16 protein-coding genes are annotated in these 19,426 nt (G+C 73.2%); 3 read left to right on the top strand and 13 right to left on the bottom strand.

From position 1 onward, the window contains the following. The first annotated feature begins 186 nt into the window (after window positions 1–186). Window positions 187–1,458 carry a DUF5667 domain-containing protein gene (locus tag OG403_RS16340; RefSeq protein ID WP_329564998.1) on the top strand — a complete coding sequence of 424 codons (1,272 nt, stop codon included), beginning with the start codon at window positions 187–189 and terminating at the stop codon, window positions 1,456–1,458. Window positions 1,459–1,529: 71 nt separating this feature from the next. On the opposite strand, the gene OG403_RS16345 is transcribed toward OG403_RS16340, so the two are convergent. The 8 genes from OG403_RS16345 to proC form a co-directional block, all read right to left on the bottom strand. Next, a complete protein-coding gene (locus OG403_RS16345; protein ID WP_329565000.1) occupies window positions 1,530–2,552 on the bottom strand; it encodes a lysophospholipid acyltransferase family protein in 1,023 nt (340 codons plus the stop codon). A gap of 6 nt (window positions 2,553–2,558) precedes the next feature. After that, a complete protein-coding gene (locus tag OG403_RS16350; protein WP_329565002.1) occupies window positions 2,559–3,671 on the bottom strand; it encodes an NAD-dependent epimerase/dehydratase family protein in 1,113 nt (370 codons plus the stop codon). 139 nt (window positions 3,672–3,810) lie between these two features. After that, complete coding sequence (locus tag OG403_RS16355; protein ID WP_425311139.1) at window positions 3,811–3,927, bottom strand: 30S ribosomal protein bS22; 117 nt, start codon at window positions 3,925–3,927, stop codon at window positions 3,811–3,813. Between the two features lie 103 nt (window positions 3,928–4,030). Then, a complete protein-coding gene (locus OG403_RS16360; protein WP_035847941.1) occupies window positions 4,031–4,240 on the bottom strand; it encodes a helix-turn-helix domain-containing protein in 210 nt (69 codons plus the stop codon). A 225-nt stretch (window positions 4,241–4,465) separates the two neighbouring features. Then, window positions 4,466–5,668 (bottom strand): acetoin utilization protein AcuC, encoded by a 1,203-nt coding sequence (locus OG403_RS16365; protein ID WP_329565008.1) that lies wholly within the window; start codon window positions 5,666–5,668, stop codon window positions 4,466–4,468. Continuing rightward, window positions 5,649–6,863: an MFS transporter gene (locus OG403_RS16370; protein WP_329565010.1), complete on the bottom strand. Its 1,215-nt coding sequence runs from the start codon at window positions 6,861–6,863 to the stop codon at window positions 5,649–5,651. The genes OG403_RS16365 and OG403_RS16370 overlap by 20 nt, the downstream gene beginning before the upstream one ends. A gap of 122 nt (window positions 6,864–6,985) precedes the next feature. Then, complete coding sequence (locus tag OG403_RS16375) at window positions 6,986–7,639, bottom strand: HAD family hydrolase (protein ID WP_329565012.1); 654 nt, start codon at window positions 7,637–7,639, stop codon at window positions 6,986–6,988. 5 nt (window positions 7,640–7,644) lie between these two features. Next, complete coding sequence (gene proC / locus OG403_RS16380; RefSeq protein ID WP_329565014.1) at window positions 7,645–8,472, bottom strand: pyrroline-5-carboxylate reductase; 828 nt, start codon at window positions 8,470–8,472, stop codon at window positions 7,645–7,647. A gap of 492 nt (window positions 8,473–8,964) precedes the next feature. Here proC and OG403_RS16385 point away from each other — a divergent pair, with 492 nt between their 5' ends. Further along, window positions 8,965–10,353: a cation:proton antiporter gene (locus tag OG403_RS16385; protein ID WP_329565016.1), complete on the top strand. Its 1,389-nt coding sequence runs from the start codon at window positions 8,965–8,967 to the stop codon at window positions 10,351–10,353. Window positions 10,354–10,370: 17 nt separating this feature from the next. Here OG403_RS16385 and glgA read toward each other — a convergent pair whose 3' ends face one another. Both glgA and OG403_RS16395 read right to left on the bottom strand, forming a co-directional pair. After that, complete coding sequence (gene glgA / locus OG403_RS16390) at window positions 10,371–11,555, bottom strand: glycogen synthase (RefSeq protein ID WP_329565018.1); 1,185 nt, start codon at window positions 11,553–11,555, stop codon at window positions 10,371–10,373. Window positions 11,556–11,594: 39 nt separating this feature from the next. After that, entirely contained in the window at window positions 11,595–11,756 is a 162-nt protein-coding gene (locus tag OG403_RS16395; protein WP_329565020.1) for a hypothetical protein, read from the bottom strand. Between the two features lie 277 nt (window positions 11,757–12,033). Here OG403_RS16395 and OG403_RS16400 point away from each other — a divergent pair, with 277 nt between their 5' ends. Then, window positions 12,034–13,380 carry a helix-turn-helix domain-containing protein gene (locus OG403_RS16400; protein ID WP_329565022.1) on the top strand — a complete coding sequence of 449 codons (1,347 nt, stop codon included), beginning with the start codon at window positions 12,034–12,036 and terminating at the stop codon, window positions 13,378–13,380. Window positions 13,381–13,455: 75 nt separating this feature from the next. Here the strand turns inward: OG403_RS16400 and glgB are convergent, their stop codons facing one another. The 3 genes from glgB to OG403_RS16415 all read right to left on the bottom strand — a co-directional run bounded on the left by glgB (window position 13,456) and on the right by OG403_RS16415 (window position 19,411). Next, window positions 13,456–15,768 carry a 1,4-alpha-glucan branching protein GlgB gene (gene glgB / locus OG403_RS16405; protein ID WP_329565025.1) on the bottom strand — a complete coding sequence of 771 codons (2,313 nt, stop codon included), beginning with the start codon at window positions 15,766–15,768 and terminating at the stop codon, window positions 13,456–13,458. Between the two features lie 87 nt (window positions 15,769–15,855). Further along, the gene (locus OG403_RS16410; protein ID WP_329565027.1) at window positions 15,856–17,385 is read right to left on the bottom strand and encodes a maltokinase N-terminal cap-like domain-containing protein; all 1,530 of its coding nucleotides are present in this window, start codon (window positions 17,383–17,385) and stop codon (window positions 15,856–15,858) included. A 1-nt stretch (window position 17,386) separates the two neighbouring features. After that, the gene (locus OG403_RS16415) at window positions 17,387–19,411 is read right to left on the bottom strand and encodes an alpha-1,4-glucan--maltose-1-phosphate maltosyltransferase (protein WP_329565030.1); all 2,025 of its coding nucleotides are present in this window, start codon (window positions 19,409–19,411) and stop codon (window positions 17,387–17,389) included. Between the last annotated feature and the right edge of the window lie 15 nt (window positions 19,412–19,426).

The following is a 19,426-nucleotide window of genomic DNA, read 5'->3' on the forward strand; positions in this document are numbered from 1 at the left end:
AATGCGGTCACATGATCAGTCGTCCGTAACCGACCGCCCGCACCGCTCGTTGCCCAGCGTGCAAACCCCCTCGGGAGCCGTGGTCAAGCCAAGCCGCGAACAGTCACCCGAAGGAGTGGATTTGGCCCGCCGTGGCAACCGTCCGGCAGGCCGGGGAGTCGACAACGACGAAGGGAGGTGTGGCCCGTGACGGCAAACGTGCTGGAGCACCGGCGGGCGAAGGCCTTCGCCGAGGCGCTGGAGGCCCACCGGACGGGACAACCGGCGAACAGAGCGGTCCTGGGGCAACTCCTCGACACAGCGGAGGCGTTGACCGCCACCGCCGCGCCCGCCATGGACGCCGAGGTCAGGACCGTCCAACGAGCCAGACTGCTGGCCGCGTTCGAGCAGCAGGCCGCCGGCGGCCTGCCCGCTGTGCCGCACCAGCGGCGCCACCGGGCCGAGCGGATCGGCCAGCGGCGGCGCTGGGGACGGCGGTTCGCGATCACCGGCCTGGTCGCCGGGGTCACCGTCGGCAGCTTCGCCGGGGTGGCCGCCGCCAGTTCGGGCGCGCTGCCCGGGGACCCGCTGTACGGCATGAAGCGCGGTCTGGAGGGTCTGCGGCTGGACCTGGCGGGATCGGACGCCGAGCGCGGCGCGCTGCTGCTCGACCAGGCCTCCACCCGGCTGGCCGAGGCCCGTTCGCTGGTCGGCCGGGGCGGCGGTCCGGGCGGGCTCAGTCCGAGCACGGTGGAGCGGCTCAACACCGCGCTGCGCGACATGCACGCGGAGGCGGCCAAGGGCAGCGATCTGCTGCGCGCGGTCTACCAGGCGAACGGCTCGCTCGCGCCGATGCGCAGGCTGGCCGACTTCACCGAGGCGCAGGACGGCCACTGGAGCACCCTGCAGCCCAAGCTCCCGGCGCAGTTGACGCCGGTGGCCGGCCAGGTGGACCAGCTCTTCGGCGACCTGAACCAGGAGGTCGCGCCGCTGCACCTGGACCCGGGTCAGGGCAGTGGGGCGGCACCCGCCGCCTCGGGCTCCCCGGCGAGCGGCAGCCGGTCGGGCGCGAGCCTGCCCGCGGCCGGTGCCCCGAGCGGCGACGGCGGTGCGTCGGCCGGTCAGGCGCCCAGCGGCGGCGGCCGGGCGAGCAGCGGCCAGCCCTCGGCGGGCGGCGCGGCGGCACCGGGCAGCGGCGCCAAGTCCGGTGCCACGCCGGCCGGGCCGCTCGGTGGCGGCAACCCGGTGAGCGGTCTGGTCAACGGTCTGACCGGTCCGCTGACCGGCACCGGGGCCACCCCCGCCGCACCGGCGACCCCGGGGAGCCCCGGCCTCGCCCCGCTCCCGGGCACCACGCCCGCCGCGGGCACCGCCGTGGGCACGCCCGGCCAGGGCGGCACCCCGGCCGGGGAGCAGGGCCTCAACCTGCCCCCGCTGATCCCCGGGCTGCTCCCGGGGCTCGGCCTGGACGGGAACTGACGGCCCAACGGCCCGAAACGTTGGGGGCGGAGCGCAACGCGCCCCGCCCCCAACGCCGTTCTTCGGCCCGATCAGAAGAAGACGCTGCGGCGGTCCACCAGCAGCCGGTACAGGGTGTGCTGGATGGTCTCCCGCACCTCGTCGGTGAGGTTGAAGACCAGCATCGGGTCCTCGGCCGCCTCCGGCGGATAGCCGTCCGTCCGGATCGGCTCGCCGAACTGGATCGTCCACTTGGTCGGCAGCGGCAGCGCCCCCAGCGGGCCGAGCCACGGGAAGGTCGGGGTGATCGGCAGGTAGGGCAGCCCCAGCAGCCGGGCCAGGCTCTTCATGTTGCCCAGCATCGGGTAGGTCTCCTCGGCGCCGACGATCGAGCACGGCACGATCGGCACGCCGGCCCGCAGTGCGGAGGCGACGAAGCCGCCCCGGCCGAACCGCTGCAGCTTGTAGCGGTCGGCGAACGGCTTGCCGATCCCCTTGAAGCCCTCCGGCCAGACGCCCACCACCTCGCCGCGCTCCAGCAGCGCCTGGGCGTCCTCGTTGCAGGCCAGCGTGTGCCCGGCCTTGCGGGCCAGTTCGCCGACCAGCGGCAGCACGAAGACCAGGTCGGCGGCGAGCATCCGCAGGTGCCGCCGGGCCGGGTGGTGGTCGTGGATGGCGACCTGGGTCATCAGCGCGTCCAGCGGGACCACCCCGGAGTGGTTGGCCACCACCAGCGCGCCGCCCTGGGCCGGGATGTGCTCGATGCCGCGGACCTCGACCCGGAAGTACTTCTCGGCCAGCGGGCGCAGCGCGGAGAGGAAGACCTCCTCGGTCAGTTCGCGGTCGAAGCCGAACTCGTCCACCTCGTAGTCACCGGTGATCCGGCGCCGCAGGAAGGCCAGGCCGTTCGCCGCCCGGCTCTCCCAGCCCTTGCCCAGCACCGACTCGGCCGCCGGGCCGAGCCGGTCGGCCAGCAGATCGCCGAGGCCGTCGGCCAGCCGGGCGGCGACGGCGGCGAGGTCGGCCGCCGGGTCGGGCGCGGGCGACCAGCTCGGCGCGGACTCGATCGGGATCACCTTGGCCTCGCCGGGCAGCTCCTGGTGGGCGGCGCTCATCGGGCCTCAGCTCCTGTCGTCCGGGGTGGGCGGGTCGTCCGGGCGGATCGCCGCGGGGGTGCGCAGCAGCGCGGTCAGCCGGTCGGTGACGGCGGTCAGCCGCTCGGGGGGCAGCAGGCCGGCCCGCCGCCCGGCGGCGAAGTCGGCGAAGGCCTCGGGGGTGCTGAACCTCGGGCGGTAGCCGAAGACCTCGCGCAGCGCGGTGGTGTCCACCACCCGGCCGTGCGCCAGCAGGCCGATCTGCTCGGTGGAGAAGTCCGACACCCGGCTGCGCTTGGCCAGCGCGGCCACCCAGCCGAGCGCGGGCAGCAGCACCGGCACGGTGGGGCGGCCCAGCCGCCGGGCGCACTGCGAGAGCAGCAGCACACCCTCCCCCGCGACGTTGAAGGTGCCGGTGCGGCGCAGCTCCCCCGCGTCCGGGTCCAGCGCGGCCAGCCGCAGCACCTCGACGGCGTCGTCCTCGTGCACGAACTGCAGGCGCGGGTCGTGGCCGAGCGCGGTGGGCAGCACCGGCAGCGCGAAGTACTCCGCGAGCGGGGTGTCGGCCCCCGGGCCGACCAGGTTGGCGAACCGCAGCACGCTGACCGCGACGTCGGGGCGGCGCCGGGCGAAGCCGCGCACATAGCCCTCGACCTCGGCCGCGTCCTTGGCGAAGCCGCCGGTCGGCAGGGTCTTGGGCTGGGTCCGCTCGGTGAAGACGGCCGGGTCGCGCGGGGTCGCGCCGTAGACACCGGTGGTCGACTTCACCACCAGGCGGCGGATCAGCGCGGACTGCTGGCAGGCACCGAGCAGCTGCATGCTGCCGATGACGTTGATCTCCTTGACCGTGGCCCGCGCCGAGGTGCCCGGATTGGTGGCGCTGACGTTGAGGTGCACCACGGTGTCCACCGCGTACTCGGCCAGCACCCGGGCGATCGCGGGGCGGCGCAGGTCGGCGTGGGCGTAGACGACGTCGGCCGACCCGCGGTGGTCCACCGGCCCGGCGACACCGACCGGACGGCGCGGCGGCTCGGTGTCCACCCCGACCACCAGGTCCACTCCGGGCTCGCGGCGGATCCGCTCGACGAAGCGGGCGCCGAGTTGCCGGGCCACACCGGTGACCAGCACGACCTTGCCCACGTCCTCGCCGCCCTCCCTGCCGCCGGCCCGCTGCGCACGGGTGCCTGCACGGTACCGCGTCAGGTCGGGTAAACGGACGTTGCCCGCCCCGGCAAGCCGGGACGGGCAACGGTTGCACCTGGAGCGCGCTCCGCAGGTGTTACTTCTTGTTGCGACGCTGCACGCGGGTCCGCTTCAGAAGCTTGCGGTGCTTCTTCTTGGCCATACGCTTGCGACGCTTCTTGATGACAGAGCCCACGGAACAACCCTCGCTCACTGAGACTCCCGCCCGTGAGAGACGGAGTCCATACGACTGACGGAGGGCCTAGCCTACCGTTTGCGCGGCCAGCCCCGTAATCGGGACCGATCGCCCCCGGTGGTCAGGCACTCTGCCGGCCCACATAGGAGTCCTTGAGGTAGTCGTGGACCGCCTGTTCGGGCACCCGGAAGGAGCGGCCGACCCGGATGGCGGGCAGCTCTCCGCTGTGCACCAGCCGGTAGACCGTCATCTTGGAGACCCTCATGACCGAGGCGACTTCCGCCACGGTCAGGAAGTTGACCTCTTGCAAAGGGCGTTCGCCGGAACTCATGACCTCACCCGACCCTTTTCCGTGTGCAAGGCACCGGCTTCCCCTCCGGTGACTCCACCGACACACGCGTATCCCCAGAGTAGTTGCGGGTGATACGTGTGGGAAGAGGGGGATGCGGAGTCCTTGTACGGTCAGAGATCCCCCTGTTGCAGTACGTAGCCGGTCAATTGTCCGGCCCAGTCGTCCTCACGTCCAGGGAGCGGGCAGAAGTGGTCGACGACTACCTCAGGGCAGCAGGCCGTGCTGTGGGAAGACCGCGCGGCGAGTGGCCAGGATCGCCTGGTCGAGGCGGTCGCCGGGGTCGTAGCCGGTCTCGGCGAAGTCGCGGAAGTGCGCGTCGGCGCCGTCCGTCATCCGCGACGGGGCCGGGCGCCGGGTTCGCCGGTAGACCTCGGCGCGCCAGGCCTCGGGGGTCTCGGTGGCCGGGTCGATCGGGTGGCCCGCGGCGGTGGCCACCAGGTGGGTCCAGGTCCGCGGCACCACGTCCACCACCGCGTAGCCGCCCCCGCCGAGCGCCACCCAGCGCCCCTGGCAGTGCTGGTGGGCCAGCTCGTGCAGGGCGCCCGCGACCGCGCGCTGGGCGTCCACGGTGACCGCGAGGTGGGCCAGCGGGTCCTCCAGGTGGGTGTCCGCGCCGTGCTGGCTGACGATCACCTCGGGCCGGAAGCCGGCGATCAGCTCGGGGACCACGGCGTGGAAGGCGCGCAGCCAGCCCGCGTCGCCGGTGCCGGCCGGCAGCGGCAGGTTGGCGGCCGAGCCCGGCGCCTGCTGCTCGCTGCCCGTCTCGGTCGCCCAGCCGGTCTGCGGGAAGAGCGTGCTGGGGTGCTCGTGCAGCGAGATGGTGAGCACCCGCGGATCGTCCCAGAAGGCCTGCTGCACGCCGTCCCCGTGGTGCACGTCCACGTCCACGTAGACGACCCGCTCGGCACCCAGCTCCAGCAACCGGGCGATCGCGAGGGCGGCGTCGTTGTAGACGCAGAAGCCGGAGGCCCGGCCCGGCATCGCGTGGTGCAGCCCGCCGGCGAAGTTGACGGCGTGCCGGGCCCGGCCGTGCCAGACCGCCTCGGCGGCGGCCACCGACTGGCCGGCGATCAGCGCGGAGGCGGTGTGGATGGCCGGGAAGACCGGGTTGTCCTCGGTGCCCAGGCCGTGCCGCTCGTCCAGGGTGTCGGGGTTGCCCGCGGCCTTTCGGACCGCCTCGATGTAGTCCAGCCGGTGGACCAGGTGCAGGGTCGACTCCCCCGCCGGCGGGGCGGCGGCCACCGTCACCCCGGGCAGCGCCGGCAGCCCGAAGGCCTCGACCAGCCGCATGGTGAGCGCCAGCCGGGTCGGGTCCATCGGGTGGGTCGGGCTGAAGTTGTAGGCGGTGACCCCCTCGTCCCAGAAGAGGCTCAGGCGGCAGGGCTGGTCAGACTCGGCTGCTGGCATGGTCCAAAGCTAGTGGCTGCCGTTCGGCCGGTGCGAAGTGCCCGGCCAGCGGGACCACCGCGAGCACCAGCAGCATCGGGGCCAGCAGCGCCCAGCGGAACGAGCTGACCGCGGCGATCGCCCCGACCAGCGGGGAACCGACCAGGAAACCCACGTAGTTGAAGAGGTTGAGCCGGGCCACCGCGGCGTCCGAGTCGTCGGGGAAGAGCCGGCCGCCGGCCGCGAAGACCTGCGGGATGACCGCGCAGATCCCGATCCCGAGCACCGTGAAGCCGGCGATCGCGACCCACGGCGCGGGCGCCAGCGCCGCGATGCCGAAGCCGAGCGCGGCCACCGCGGCGCCGCAGGCCACCACCAGGACGGCGCCGAAGCGCTGCACCCAGCGGTCGCCGACGGTGCGCCCGATCAGCAGCGCGACCATGTAGCCGGCGTAGCCGAGCGCGCCCACCCGGTCGCCGCTGTGCAGCGTCTCGGTCAGGTACTTGGCGCTCCAGTTGGAGACCGTGGAGTCGGCGATGTAGGCGACGGCCATCGCGGCGCAGAGCGGCAGCAGCGGCTTCCACGGGATCGACCGGGCGGCGGCGGCCACCGCCTCCTCGACCGCGTGGCCCAGCTCGCTCGGCCCGGCGAGGAAGTGCCCGGTGATCAGCGCCGCCGGGACCAGCACAGCGACGCAGGAGCCGAAGAGGGCGATCAGCGACAGGTGCGCCCCGCCGCTGGCGAGCAGCGCGCCGATGATCCCGCCGGCGCTGAAGGCGGCGTGGAAGCCGAGCATGATCGAGCGGCCGTAGCGGTGCTGCAGGCCCACCCCGAGCATGTTCATCGAGGCGTCCAGCGCGCCGACCAGCAGTCCGAAGGCGGCCAGCGCCAGGGCCAGGGCCCAGAGCGAGTGGCCCAGGCCGACCCCGACCAGGGTCAGGCAGACGGCCGGCTGGACGATCCGCAGCACGCTGCGCGGGGTGGTCCGCTTGACGATCTGCTCGGAGCTGATCGAGCCGACGCCGGCCAGGATCGGCACGGCGGCCAGGAAGATCGTCAGGCTGCCGTCGGACAGCCCGTACTGCCGCTGGATGCCCGGGATCCGGGTGACCAGCAGGGCGAAGGTGACGCCCTGCAGCAGGAAGCTGACCAGCAGGGCGGTACGGGCCTGGCGCAGCCGAGGGGAAATCTCGGCGCCTGCGGCCTGCGTCGTCATCCGGACCTCGCTCACCACCGGCCCAGCGGCTACTGGCCGGTACGACGATATTGGCGCGAGCGTAGGGGGTGGGCGCCGGTTTGGGGAGGGGACCGACGGCAACGATCGGGCGACGGCGGCGATCAGGCGTCCAGCAGCTCCAGCACCTCGGCGAGGCTGCCGATCAGGCCGTCGGCACCGGCCTCGGTGAGCCGCGCGGCCGGGGTCAGCGCCGGGTAGCCGTGGACGTCCATCCCGGCCGCCCGCGCGGCCAGCACGCCCATCGGACTGTCCTCGATCACCAGGCAGCGCCCCGGCTCCACCCCCAGGGTACGGGCGGCGTGCTGGAACAGGTCGGGGGCGGGCTTGCCGACCCCGACGTCCTGGGCGCTGAAGATCCGCTCCTCGGGGAGGAAGCCGCGCAGCCCGGTGAGGTCGAGCGCGGCGCGGATCCAGGCGTGCGCGGCCGAGGAGGCCAGGCAGTACGGCAGGCCGCGCCGCCGCAGCTCGGTCAGGAGTTCGGCGGCGCCGGGCACCGGGGTCAGCTCGGTCGCGAAGGCGGCGAACACCCGCTCGTGGAAGGCCTTGGGGAACTCGGCGGGCAGTTCGGCGCCGAACCGCTCGGCGACCAGCTCGTGCACCGCGTGGGTGGCCCGGCCCATCAGCTCGCGGTAGGAGTCCTCGATGGTGATCGGGAAGCCGAGGCCGGTGAGGTACTCGGCGAGCACCCGGTTGGATATCGGCTCGCTGTCGACCAGCACGCCGTCGTTGTCGAAGATGACCAGGTCGTAGCCCACCCTCGTCACTTCCCGCCGGAGGCGAGCTCGCGCGAGCGGTCGCGGGCCGCTTCCAGGGCGCTGAGCAGGGCGGCCCGCACCCCGTGGTTCTCCAGCTCGCGGATGGCCGAGATGGTGGTGCCGGCCGGTGAGGTGACCGCCTCGCGCAGCTTGACCGGGTGCTCGCCGGAGTCGCGCAGCATCACCGAGGCGCCGATCGCGGACTGCACGATCAGGTCGTGCGCCACCTGCCGGGGCAGCCCGAGCAGGATGCCCGCGTCGGTCATCGCCTCGACCAGGTAGTAGAAGTAGGCCGGGCCCGAGCCGGAGAGCGCGGTGGCGGCGTCCTGCTGGGACTCCGGCAGCCGCAGCGCCTTGCCGACCGACTGGAAGATCTCCTCGGCCCGCCGCAGGTGCTCCTCGGCCGCGTGCGAGCCGCCGGAGATGACGCTCATCCCCTCGTCCACCAGGACGGGCGTGTTGGGCATCACCCGCACCACGGGGGTGCCGGCCGGCAGCCGGGCCTCGAACCAGCGGGTCGGGATGCCGGCGGCGGCCGAGATGACCAGCCGGTCGTTGCCGACGTGCGGGCCGAGCTCCTCCATCAGCGTCCCCATGTCCTGCGGCTTGACCGCCAGGATCAGGGTGTCGGCCAGCTTGGCGGCCTCCCGGTTGGAGCAGGCCGCGACCCCGTACCTCCGGGCCAGTTCGGCGGCCCGCTCGGGACGGCGGGCGGTGACCCAGACCTCGGACGGGCGCTTGCCGGCCCGCAGCAGACCGGAGAGCAGGGCTTCGCCGATCTTGCCGGTGCCCAGGAAGGCGATCCGCTGGGGATGGACGGCGCTGCTGGTCATGGCGTGGCTCCTTGATCACCGCGACAGTACTGCGGCCCATCCTCGCACTCGGCCCGGCAGCGGCGGGGCTGCCGTCCACCGGGCGGACGCCCGGGTCGGGGCGGTCGGCGGGTGGTGTCGGGGACGGCGGTGCCGGGGCGGCGGCGAGGCGGTGTCGAGGCGGTGGGCGGCCGGGCGCGCCGGGTCGAGCGGCGCTCGAGGCGCGGTCGAACGGCGGGACCGGAGCCCGGGAAGTCCCCGGGGCATTCGGGTGCCGGGACCCGGCCGCGACCTTGGACAGTACGCACCGATCGGCGCGCACCGGCGATGAACAGGGAGTCACAAGTTATATTTCTCGTTGTCAATTTTAGAGTAAAGCTCGCCACGGTCGCCGCGCCGGATAACGGCGAAGCCTGGGAGGTCCACCATGACTGCCCCGTCAGAGAGCCTCCGGCCGCCGGCCCGGGGCGCCACCGGACCCACCACTCAGGGTGGCTGTCGCGGAGGCGGCCGATGACCTCCCTCGACCTCACCACCCGCCTGCTGGCGGGCCTCGCCGTGCTGCTCGGGCTCAGTCGCGGCGCCGGAAAGCTCGCCACCCGGCTGGGGCAGCCGGCCGTGCTGGCCGAGATCGCGGTGGGCGTGGCGCTCGGACCCTCGGTGCTGGGCCGGCTGCTGCCGCAGGTGCACCAGCAGCTCTTCGGCCGTGACGTGCAGTCGGTGCTGAACGGGCTGGCCCAGCTGGCGGTGGCGCTGTACGCCTTCGAGATCGGGCGGCACCTGGGCGACCGGAAGCGGTACGCCGGCACCGGTGCGGCCGGCCCGGGCGGGGCAGGCCGGCGAGCGCCGCTGACGCTGGCCGCGGTCTCGCTGCTCGCGCCGGCCGCCGCCGGGCTGGCGCTGGCTCCGGTGCTGTACGCCCACCGGCTGGCCGGTCCGGGCATCGACCTGGGCGCCTTCGCGCTCTTCCTGGCCTGCTCGCTCGGGGTGACCGCGGTCCCGGTGCTGGCCCGGATCCTGCAGGACCGGGGTCTGGCGGAGAGCACCGTGGGACGGCTGAGCCTGCTGGCCGCCTCGGCCGGGGACGCGGGCTGCTGGTGCCTGCTGGGCCTGGCCCTCTTCCTGGCCGGCCGGATGGGGTGGCCGCAGTTGCTGGCCGCCCTGCTCGGCGCGGGCCTGGCGGCGCTGTTCGCCGGCTACCGCGCCCGCCGGCCGTCGCGCCGGGCCACCGGGCGGGAGGCGGGTCCGGTCGCGGTGACCGGCGCGATCTGCCTGGCCGCCGCGGTCTCCTCCGCGCTGGGGCTGCATCCGCTGTTCGGCGGGCTGATGCTCGGCCTCGCCTGGCCGGCGGGCGCCTCGGCCATCAGTTCACTGACCGTCGGCCCGGTGACCGCCAGTTCTCTGACAAGCGATACGACAACTGTCAAATCCAACTCCGAGGATTCGTCAACCCGGCCGCCGCGCCCAGGACCGGCGGTCGGCCAGCTCGCCGCCGTCCTGCTGCCGTGCTTCTTCCTCGGCACCGGTCAGCAGGTCGACCTGGGCGCCGGCCTGCTGGACGGCGGCTTCCTGCTGCTGGTGGCGGTGCTGCTGGTGGTCGCCACCGCCTCCAAGTTCGTCGCCTGCGCGCTGGTCGGCGCCCGCTACGGCTACCCGCCCCGGGACGCGCTGCGCCTGGGCGTGCTGATGAACACCCGGGGACTGACCGAGATCGTCGTGCTGACCACCGGCTACCAGGCCGGGCTGATCGGCCACCGGCTCTTCGAGGCCCTGCTATTGGTCGCCCTGCTGGCCACCGCCGTGGCCGGGCCCGCGCTCTCGCTGCTGGCCCCGCGCCCGGTGGTGGCGGCGGCCCGGCCGGCCGACCGCCGCCGGGAGGCCCCGGCTGCCGGCCGGCCCTGACCGGTCGGCAGCCGGCCTCAGGCGGTGAGCTTCTCGTAGATCCGCAGCGTGCGCTCGGCCACGCCGGTCCAGGAGAACTGCTCCACCGCCCGGCGCCGTCCGGCGGCACCGAAGGCCTCGGCCAGCTCGGCGTCGTCGAGCAGCCGGTTGATCGCGGTGGCCAGGCCCCGCGCCAGCTGCTCCGGCTCGGCCGGCTCGCCGGTCCCGTCGGACTTGGCCAGGTAGTCGACCAGCAGCCCGGTGCGGCCGTCCTCGACCACCTCGGGGATCCCGCCCACGGCGGTGGCCACCACCGCCGTCCCGCAGGCCATCGCCTCCAGGTTGACGATGCCCATCGGCTCGTAGAGCGAGGGGCAGACGAAGACCCGGGCGTGGGTGAGCAGCTGGCGCAGGCTGCGGCCGTCGAGCATGCCGTCGATCCGCACCACGCCCGCCCGCCGGCTGCTCAACTCGGTCACCAGATCCGCCACTTCGGCAGCGATCTCCGGGGTGTCGGGCTGACCGCAGCAGAGCACCAGCTGAGCTTCCGGGCGCAGCTCGAAGGCGGCGCGCAGCAGCTGTGACAGGCCCTTCTGCCGGGTCACCCGACCGACGAAGAGCACGATCGGGCGCTGCGGGTCGATGCCGAACCTGACCAGCGCGTCGGTGCGCGCGTCGGGTTGGTAGACCTCGGTGTCAATGCCGTTGTGGATCACGTGCACCCGGTCGGGTTCGAGCTCCGGGTAGGCGGCGAGGACGTCCTCGCGCATCGCCCCCGAGACCGCGATCAGCGCGTCGGCGGCGAGCGCGGCCGAGCGTTCGAGCCAGCTGGACAGCGCGTATCCGCCGCCGAGCTGCTCGGCCTTCCAGGGGCGCATCGGCTCCAGGCTGTGCAGCGTCATCACGTGCGGGATGCCGTGCAGCAGCCGGGCCAGATGCCCCGCGGCGTTGGCGTACCAGGTGTGGCTGTGCACCAGGTCGGCCCCGGCGCAGTCGGCGGCGATCCGCAGGTCGGCACCGAGGAAGCGCAGTGCCGGGTTGGCGTCGTCGAGGTCACCGGGCAGCGGGTATGCCAGCGTGTCCGGCTCGCTGCGCGGGGCGCCCAGGCAGCGGACGTTGACCTTGGCCAGTCGTCGCAGCGCCCTGGTGAGTTCGGCCGCGTGCACACCGGCGCCGCCGTAGACCTCCGGCGGATATTCCCTGGTGAGCAGGTCGACCCGCATGTTGGTTCCCTTCTGGTGTCGGGCGCGGGGCGGGGCCGGTCAGCAGCAACCGTTGGTGTTGCCGGCAGGGCTCGCGGTCGCGACCGGAACCGTCGGCGGCTGGGTGCCGGTCCCGGTGTCGGCGCTCGCGTGGACCGGGGGGAGCAGGAATCCGCAGGCTGCGAGCAACCCGGCGGCGAGGAGCGGAAGGATCTTGCGCATGGCGACTTACCTTTCGCTGAGCCAGTTCGTTGACATGCAGAGTCAATCTGAGTTGACTCGGACTGTCAATCACTAACTTTTCAGCCGTTCCGACGCTACGGAGAGTGTCCGCCGGGGCATGGGGAAGACGAGGCTGGGCCCGGAGCGTTCAACCGAGCGACCCTGCCGAAGGACCGATAGCCTTGGCGACTGTCACCTGGGGGTGTAAATAATGGAGTCAAATGGGCATCCCCGAGGGACGGCTCGAACAGCTGACCTCCCCGTTGACCGGAGAACCATGGACCAATCACAGAGCGGTACGAATGGCATCGGCCAGCGGCTGCGCGAGCTGCGTCAGAAGCGCGGCCTGAATCAGCAGGACCTCGCCTCGGCCGACATCTCGGTCAGCTACGTGTCCCTGATCGAGACCGGCAAGCGCGTCCCCTCGGAGGCCGTCCTCAAGGCACTCGCCGAGCGGGTCGGATGCACCGTCGACTACCTGCGCACCGGACGGGACGACGTCCGGGTCAAGGAGCTCGAACTCAAAGTGGCGTTCGGCGACATGGCGCTGCGCAACGGCGCCAACGGAGAGGCGCTGCAGTCCTACAGCGAGGCGCTGGCGAACGCCCCGCTGCTCGGCGAGGCGATGGTCCGCCGGGCCCGGCTCGGCCAGGCACTGGCCTTCGAGAAGCTGGGCCGGCTGGAGGCCGCCATCCAGCTGTTCAACGTGCTCTACGACGATCCCGAGACGATCCCCGGCTCCGCCGAGTGGGCCCAGCTGGCGGTGGCTCTCTGCCGCGCCTATCGGGACTCCGGCGACCAGGTGATGTCCATCGAGGTCGGCGAGCGTGCCATGAAGCAGCTCGACCGACTCGGCCTGGACGTCACCGACGACCACATCCAGCTCGGCTCCACCCTGATGGGCTGCTACTACCACCGGGGCGACCTGACCCAGGCCCAGCTGCTGAGCAACCGGCTGACCCAGATCGCCGAGGAGAAGGGCTCGCGGGTCGCTCGTGGTTCGGTCTACTGGAACGCCGCACTGGTGGCCGCCTCGAAGGGCGACTTGAAGGAGTCACTGGCACTTGCCGAGCGCGCCCTGGTGCTGATGGCCGAGACCGACAACGTCCGGCACATCGGCCTGCTCAAGTCCAACTGCGCCGCTTACATGCTCGAGCTCGACGGCAGCGACCTGGAGCGGGCCGAGGGCCTGCTGGAGGAGGCGCAGGAGGCGATGCTGGAGGTGGGCACCGCAGCCGAGCAGTCGAACGTGGAGACCTCCCGCGCCCGGCTGGCCCTGCGTCAGGGCGATCCCGAGGCCGCCATGGAGCGCGCCAGCCGGGCGCTCGGCCTGCTGCGCAACGAGGCCCGCTGGGAGTCCGCCGCCACCCGGGTGGTGCTGGCCCAGGCCCAGTTCGAGCGCGGCGACAGCACGGGCGGCGCACAGACCCTGCGTGCCGTGGAGCGTCAGCTCGGCCAGATCCCGGTGAACCGCAACACCGCCCTGGTCTGGCGCCAGGCGGGCGACGTCTGGCAGCTCTACGGCCACCCGGCCGAGGCGCTGACGATGTACCAGCACGCCATGTCCGGAGTCGGCCTGGTACCGCTGAAAGGGGCCGCCAGAGTCGCCGCCCCGCTGAGTTGAGCACGTGGCGCCGGCCGCGGTCGGCCGCCGCCCGCCACCGCGCGGGCGGCGGCCGACGAGCCCGACCGGCTCCGCTCAGCCCGCCTCGGGGGCCGGCCCGGCAGACCGGGCCGCGGTCAGCGGCAGCTCCGGCCCCTGCGGGCAGAGCCACACCGTGGCCAGCGGCGGCAGGGTGAGCTCGGCGCTGAACGGCTGCCCCTGCCAAGGGAGTTCCGCGGCCTGGTACGGGCCGCCCTGGCCGGCGTCGGCGCCGCCGTAGCGGGAGTGGTCGGTGTCCAGGACGACGTGCCACCGCCCGGCCGCCGGCAGTCCGATCCGGTAGTCGGCGCGCACGTTCGGCGACAGGTTGCAGACCGCGACCAGGGTGCGCCCCGCCGTGTCCCGGCGGACGAAGGAGTAGACGTTGTCCTGCGCCGCGTCGGCGTCCAGCCAGTGGAAACCGGCCGGGTCCGCGTCGAGCTGCCAGAGCGGCGGGTAGTCCTGGTAGAGCTGGTTCAGGTCGGCCAGCAGCCGCCGCACACCGCGGTGGTCCTCGGCGGCCGGCCAGCCCTCCTCCAGCAGCCACCACTGCGGGCCCTGCTCGTGGTCCCACTCCGCGCCCTGGGCGAACTCCTGTCCCATGAAGAGCAGTTGCTTGCCCGGGTGGGCCCACATGAAGCCGAGGTAGGCGCGGTGGTTGGCCCGCTGCTGCCACCAGTCGCCCGGCATCTTGGCGACCAGCGACCCCTTGCCGTGCACCACCTCGTCGTGCGAGATCGGCAGCACGTAGTTCTCGGCGTAGGCGTACACCATCGAGAAGGTCAACTCGTGGTGGTGGTACTGGCGGTGGATCGGCTCCCGGGCGAAGTACCGCAGCGAGTCGTGCATCCAGCCCATGTTCCACTTCAGGCCGAAGCCCAGGCCGCCCGCGCCGCTCTGCCCCAGCGCGTCGGTGGGGCGGGTGACGCCGTCCCAGGCGGTGGACTCCTCGGCGATGGTGACCACGCCGGGGCAGCGGCGGTAGACGGTGGCGTTCATCTCCTGGAGGAAGGCGACCGCGTCCAGGTTCTCCCGGCCGCCGAACTGGTTGGGGGCCCACTGCCCGTCCTCGCGGGAGTAGTCGAGGTAGAGCATCGAGGCGACCGCGTCCACCCGCAGGCCGTCGATGTGGAACTCCTCGCACCAGTAGACCGCGTTGGCCACCAGGAAGTTGCGCACCTCGGTACGGCCGTAGTCGAAGGTCAGGGTGCCCCAGTCCGGGTGCTCGGCGCGGCGCGGGTCGGCCGGCTCGTAGAGCGGCTCGCCGTCGAACCGGGCCAGCGCGAACTCGTCCTTGGGGAAGTGCGCCGGCACCCAGTCCATGATCACCCCGATCCCGGCCCGGTGCAGCGCGTCGACCAGGAACCGGAAGTCGTCCGGCGAGCCCAGCCGCGCGGTCGGCGCGTAGAACCCCGACACCTGGTAGCCCCAGGAACCACCGAACGGATGCTCCAGCACCGGCATGAACTCCACATGCGTGAAGTTCAACCCCCGCAGATACCCCGGCAGCTCCGCCGCCAGCTGACGGTACGTCAAGCCGGGCCGCCAGGAACCCAGATGCAACTCGTAGATCGACATCGCGCCGTCCTGGACGGGCCGCGCGGACCGGTGCCGCAGCCAGCGCTCGTCGCCCCAGACGTAACTCGACTCGTGCACCACCGAGGCGGTGGCGGGCGGGCCCTCGGTGCGGCGGGCCAGCGGGTCGGCCTTCTGCAGCAGGCGGCCGTCCCGGGTGGCGATCTCGTACTTGTAGACGGCCCCTTCGCCGAGGCCTGGTACGAACAACTCCCAGACGCCGCTGGCACCCAGCGAGCGCATCGGCAGCCCGGTGCCGTCCCAGAAGTTGAAGTCGCCCACCAGGCGCACCCCGACCGCGTTCGGTGCCCACACCGCGAACGCCACCCCGGCCACCCCGTCCACCACCCGCAGGTGCGACCCCAGCACCCGCCAGAGCTGCTCGTGCCGCCCCTCCCGGATCAGGTGCAGGTCCAACTCACCCAGCGTGGGCGCGAACCGGTAGCCGTCCTCCTGGGCGGGCGACTCGCCGTCGGCATCGATGACCCGCAGCCGGTAGTCGGCCTGCCAGCCCGAGGGCAGCAGACCGGTGAAGAGCCCGTCCTCGGCCGGGGACAGCGCCATCCGGCCGACCTCGGTCTCCAGCAGCACCGTGTCGGCCCCGGGCCGCAGCACCCGCACCGCGACGCCGGACTTGCCGGGGTGGGCGCCCAGCAGGGCGTGCGGATCGTGGTGACGGCCGGCCAGCAGGCGGGCGGTCTCCTCCGGGGCGGGCCGCGCCGGTGAGAGCTGCAGGACCGGGGGATCCAGTTCGAGGGCGAGGCGCGGAGTCACGGGTGCGGGTCCTGTCGTCATGGAGAACAGCGTGGGCGTCCCTGGGCCGGCGGCCTGGGGGTCCCGCCGCCGAAGGCCGGGGGAAGGGGGAGGGCGTCGCGCGGGCGGTCAGCGGCCGAAGACCAGGCGTTGGATCGCCGCCATCGGGATCGGCAGCCAGGTCGGCCGGTGCTGGGCCTCGTAGACCGCCTCGTAGACGGCCTTCTCGGCCTCGAAGGCCCGCAGCACCACCGGGTGGCAGTGCGGATCGACGCCCCCGGCCGCCGCGTAACCGGCTGTGAAAGCACGGCGGTTGCGCACCGCCCAGGCATAGGCGCGGCGGCTGCGGCGCAGCCGGGCGGTGGCCTGCTCGGCGGACTCACCGGCCGGCGAGTCGCCCTGGCCGACGATCCGGGGCAGCGGTCCCAGCCCGGCCAGCGCCTGCTGACCGGCGTACTCGAAGGAGCGCAGCATGCCCGCCACATCCTTGAGCACCGGCTGCGGCAGCACGCGTTCGGCCACCGGGCGGGCCGGCTCGCCCTCGAAGTCGATCACCTTCCAGCCGCCCTCGGTGCGCAGCACCTGGCCCAGATGCAGGTCACCGTGGACCCGCTGGGCGCGCAGACCCCGCCCGCGCAGCGCGAGCTTGCCGAAGTCCTCGTACAGGCTGCCCAACCGTCCGGCGTAGGGCTCCAGTTCGGGCACCTCGCGGACGGCGGCACGCAGCTCGCGGTGCAGCCCGTCGACCAGCGCGACGATCTCCGCGGGCCCGAGTTCCACCTGGCCGAAGGCCTCGGCGAGCGAGGCGTGCACCTCGGCCACCGCCGCGCCCAGGGCGCGCGCCTCGTCGGTGAAACCGTCCACGGCGGGCACCGTGGGGCAGGAGCCGGTGATGCAGTCGCCGGCCTGCTCGACCGCCAGCTGCCAGCCGTCGCCGCGGGCCGGCAGGAACTCCTCCAGGATCCCGAGCACCATGGACTGCTGCGGCTCACCGTCGGTGTGCAGCCAGCCGGCCAGGCCGGGGATGCGCTCGCAGCGCACCTGGGTGAGGCCGCGCAGTGCCTCGGTCTCCGGGTGGAGTCCGGGCTCGGGCTGGCGGAAGATCTTGAAGAGCAGGCGGTCGCCGTAGACCACCGTGCTGTTGCTCTGCTCCACCGCCAGCGCCCGGGCGCTCAACCCGCGCGGCAGCGGCTCGGCGCCGGTCAGCGACATCCGCAGCTCGCCGACGCCGGCCGCCGAGCCGGCCGTGCGATCCAGCAGTCGCTCCATCAACTCGTGGTCGGCGGTGGCCTCGTAGAGCGACCAGCCGTCCCAGCGGCCGCCCTGCGCGGTGCCGATCCCGGCCGGGGCCAGCGCCTCGGGCAGGCTGGGGCGCAGCCCGACCAGCAGTTGGTAGTGGCGCGAGCCGGTGGTCCCGTGCCGGGCGTCGAGCAGCGAGTGCAGCAGCACCGGGGCGTCCGGGTCGCCGGGGCGCGGGCCGTCCAGCACCGAGGCGCTGACCGGGGCCAACTGCTCCAGGTGGCCGTGCTCGTGGGTGAACCAGCGGCGGGTCACCAGCCAGGGCAGCAGGTCGCGCAGCAGCGGGCGCAGCAGCTCGTCGGCCTGCAGTTCGGCGCCGCGCTCCGCGCCCAGGCAGGTGGCACAGAGGATCGCTGACATTTCAGTCCTCCTGACGGACCGTCAGAATATGCGCCGGGCCCTGCTCGGGGTCGAGCCGGACGTAGTTGCGGTGCTGCCAGCGGTGGTCGCCGCCGGAGAGTTCGCAGTGCACGGAGAGCGGGCCGACGACCCCGGGGAGGGTGACGGTGGCTTCCTGCACGCCGGTCGGGTCCAGGTTGACCACGACGATCACCTGGTCGGCGCCGGTCCGCTTGGTGTAGGCGATGATCCGGTCGTTGTCGGTGGGCAGGAAGCTGAGGTTGCGCAGCTCCTGGAGGGCGGGGTGCTCGCGGCGCAGCCGGTTGAGGGTGGTGAGCAGCGGGGCGAGGGTGTCGGTGCGGGTCCAGTCGCGCGGGCGCAGCTGGTACTTCTCGCTGTCCAGGTACTCCTCGCCGTCGTCCAGCGGGGCGTTCTCGCCCAACTCGAAGCCGGCGTAGACGCCGTAGCTGGGCGAGAGGGTGGCGGCCAGCACCGCGCGCACCGCGAAGGCGCTCAAGCCCTGGCCCTGGAGCGAGCGCGGCAGGATGTCGGGGGTGCTGACGAAGAAGTTGGGTCGCAGGTAGGCACCGGTCTCCTCGGTCAACTCGGTGAGGTACTCGGTGAGTTCCTGCTTGCTGTCGCGCCAGGTGAAGTAGGTGTACGACTGCTGGAAGCCGATCTTCGCCAGGGTCCGCAGCATCGCCGGCCGGGTGAAGGCCTCGGCCAGGAAGACCACGTCCGGGTCGGTCCGGTTGATCTCGCCGATGACCTTCTCCCAGAAGTGCACCGGCTTGGTGTGCGGGTTGTCGACCCGGAAGATCCGCACGCCGTGGCCCATCCAGTGGCGCAGCAGGCGTAACGTTTCTTCGACCAGGCCGTCGAAGTCCTGGTCGAAGTTGATCGGGTAGATGTCCTGGTACTTCTTCGGCGGGTTCTCGGCGTAGGCGATGGTCCCGTCGATCCGGTGGCTGAACCACTCGGGGTGCTTGTCGACCCAGGGGTGGTCGGGGGAGGCCTGCAGCGCGAAGTCGAGCGCGATCTCCAGCCCCAGCTCGGTGGCCCGGGCGACGAAGGCGTCGAAGTCCTCGATGGTGCCCAGGTCCGGGTGGATCGCGTCGTGGCCGCCCTCCGGCGAGCCGATCGCCCACGGCGAGCCGACGTCCTCGGGCCCCGGGGTCAGCGTGTTGTTGGGGCCCTTGCGGTAGGCCAGGCCGATCGGATGCACCGGCGGCAGGTAGAGCACGTCGAAACCCATCGCCGCGATCGCCGGCAGCCGCTGCGCCGCCGTGCGGAAGGTGCCCGAGCGCGTGGGCCCCTCCTGCCCGGTGCCGGGCAAGGAGGGAGGCTCCAGGGTGGCACCCTCGGAGCGCGGGAAGAACTCGTACCAGGACCCGTACAGCGCCCGCCGCCGCTCGACCTGGAGCGGCAGCGTCGCCGAGGAGGTGACCAGCTCGCGCAGCGGGTAGCGCTCCAGCACCGCCGTCACGCCCGGCAGCAGCGCGGCCGCCAGCCGGGTCAGCGCGGCGTGGCGGTGATCGCGCAGCGCCGCCACCGCGTTCAGCACGGTGCTGCGCGCGCTCCCCCGCGGCACCCCGGCGGCCACCCGCTCCAGCAGCAGCGCGCCCTCCTCCAGGGTGAGTTCGACGTCCTGGCCGGCCGGGAGCTTGATCTCGGCCCGGTCCAGCCAGCTGCTCACCGGGTCGCTCCAGGCCTCCACCGTGTAGCTCCAGTGGCCCGTCCCGGTCGCGGCGACCTCAACACCCCAGCGGTCGGTGCCGGGCGCCAGCTCGCGCATCGGGAGCCACGGTCCGGGCCGCCCGTCGGGGTCGCGCAGCAGCACGTTGGCGCCGAGCTTGCCGTGGCCCTCGCGGAAGACCGTGGCACTGATCAGAAAGGTCTCGCCCAGCACCGCCTTGGCGGGGCGGCGGCCGCCCTCCACCACCGGGCTGAGGTCGAGCACGGGTATCCGGCCCACCAGTGCCGGGGCCGATGTCCCGGCGGACGGCTCCTCGCGCGCCGGCGCGGCGCGCGTGACCAGGTCTGTCATCTGCGGTCTCCCCCT

Origin of the sequence: Kitasatospora sp. NBC_01266 (assembly GCF_036242395.1) — a bacterium.
Taxonomy (GTDB): Bacteria; Actinomycetota; Actinomycetes; order Streptomycetales; family Streptomycetaceae; genus Kitasatospora.

Coding starts and splice junctions, on each gene's coding strand:
- OG403_RS16345 (WP_329565000.1), bottom strand. CDS start 2,552: ATGAGCGCCGCCCACCAGGAGCTGCCCGGCGAGGCCAAGGTGATCCCG.
- OG403_RS16360 (WP_035847941.1), bottom strand. CDS start 4,240: ATGAGTTCCGGCGAACGCCCTTTGCAAGAGGTCAACTTCCTGACCGTG.
- OG403_RS16365 (WP_329565008.1), bottom strand. CDS start 5,668: ATGCCAGCAGCCGAGTCTGACCAGCCCTGCCGCCTGAGCCTCTTCTGG.
- OG403_RS16370 (WP_329565010.1), bottom strand. CDS start 6,863: ATGACGACGCAGGCCGCAGGCGCCGAGATTTCCCCTCGGCTGCGCCAG.
- proC (WP_329565014.1), bottom strand. CDS start 8,472: ATGACCAGCAGCGCCGTCCATCCCCAGCGGATCGCCTTCCTGGGCACC.
- OG403_RS16385 (WP_329565016.1), top strand. CDS start 8,965: ATGACCTCCCTCGACCTCACCACCCGCCTGCTGGCGGGCCTCGCCGTG.
- glgA (WP_329565018.1), bottom strand. CDS start 11,555: ATGCGGGTCGACCTGCTCACCAGGGAATATCCGCCGGAGGTCTACGGC.
- OG403_RS16395 (WP_329565020.1), bottom strand. CDS start 11,756: ATGCGCAAGATCCTTCCGCTCCTCGCCGCCGGGTTGCTCGCAGCCTGC.
- OG403_RS16400 (WP_329565022.1), top strand. CDS start 12,034: ATGGACCAATCACAGAGCGGTACGAATGGCATCGGCCAGCGGCTGCGC.
- glgB (WP_329565025.1), bottom strand. CDS start 15,768: ATGACGACAGGACCCGCACCCGTGACTCCGCGCCTCGCCCTCGAACTG.
- OG403_RS16410 (WP_329565027.1), bottom strand. CDS start 17,385: ATGTCAGCGATCCTCTGTGCCACCTGCCTGGGCGCGGAGCGCGGCGCC.
- OG403_RS16415 (WP_329565030.1), bottom strand. CDS start 19,411: ATGACAGACCTGGTCACGCGCGCCGCGCCGGCGCGCGAGGAGCCGTCC.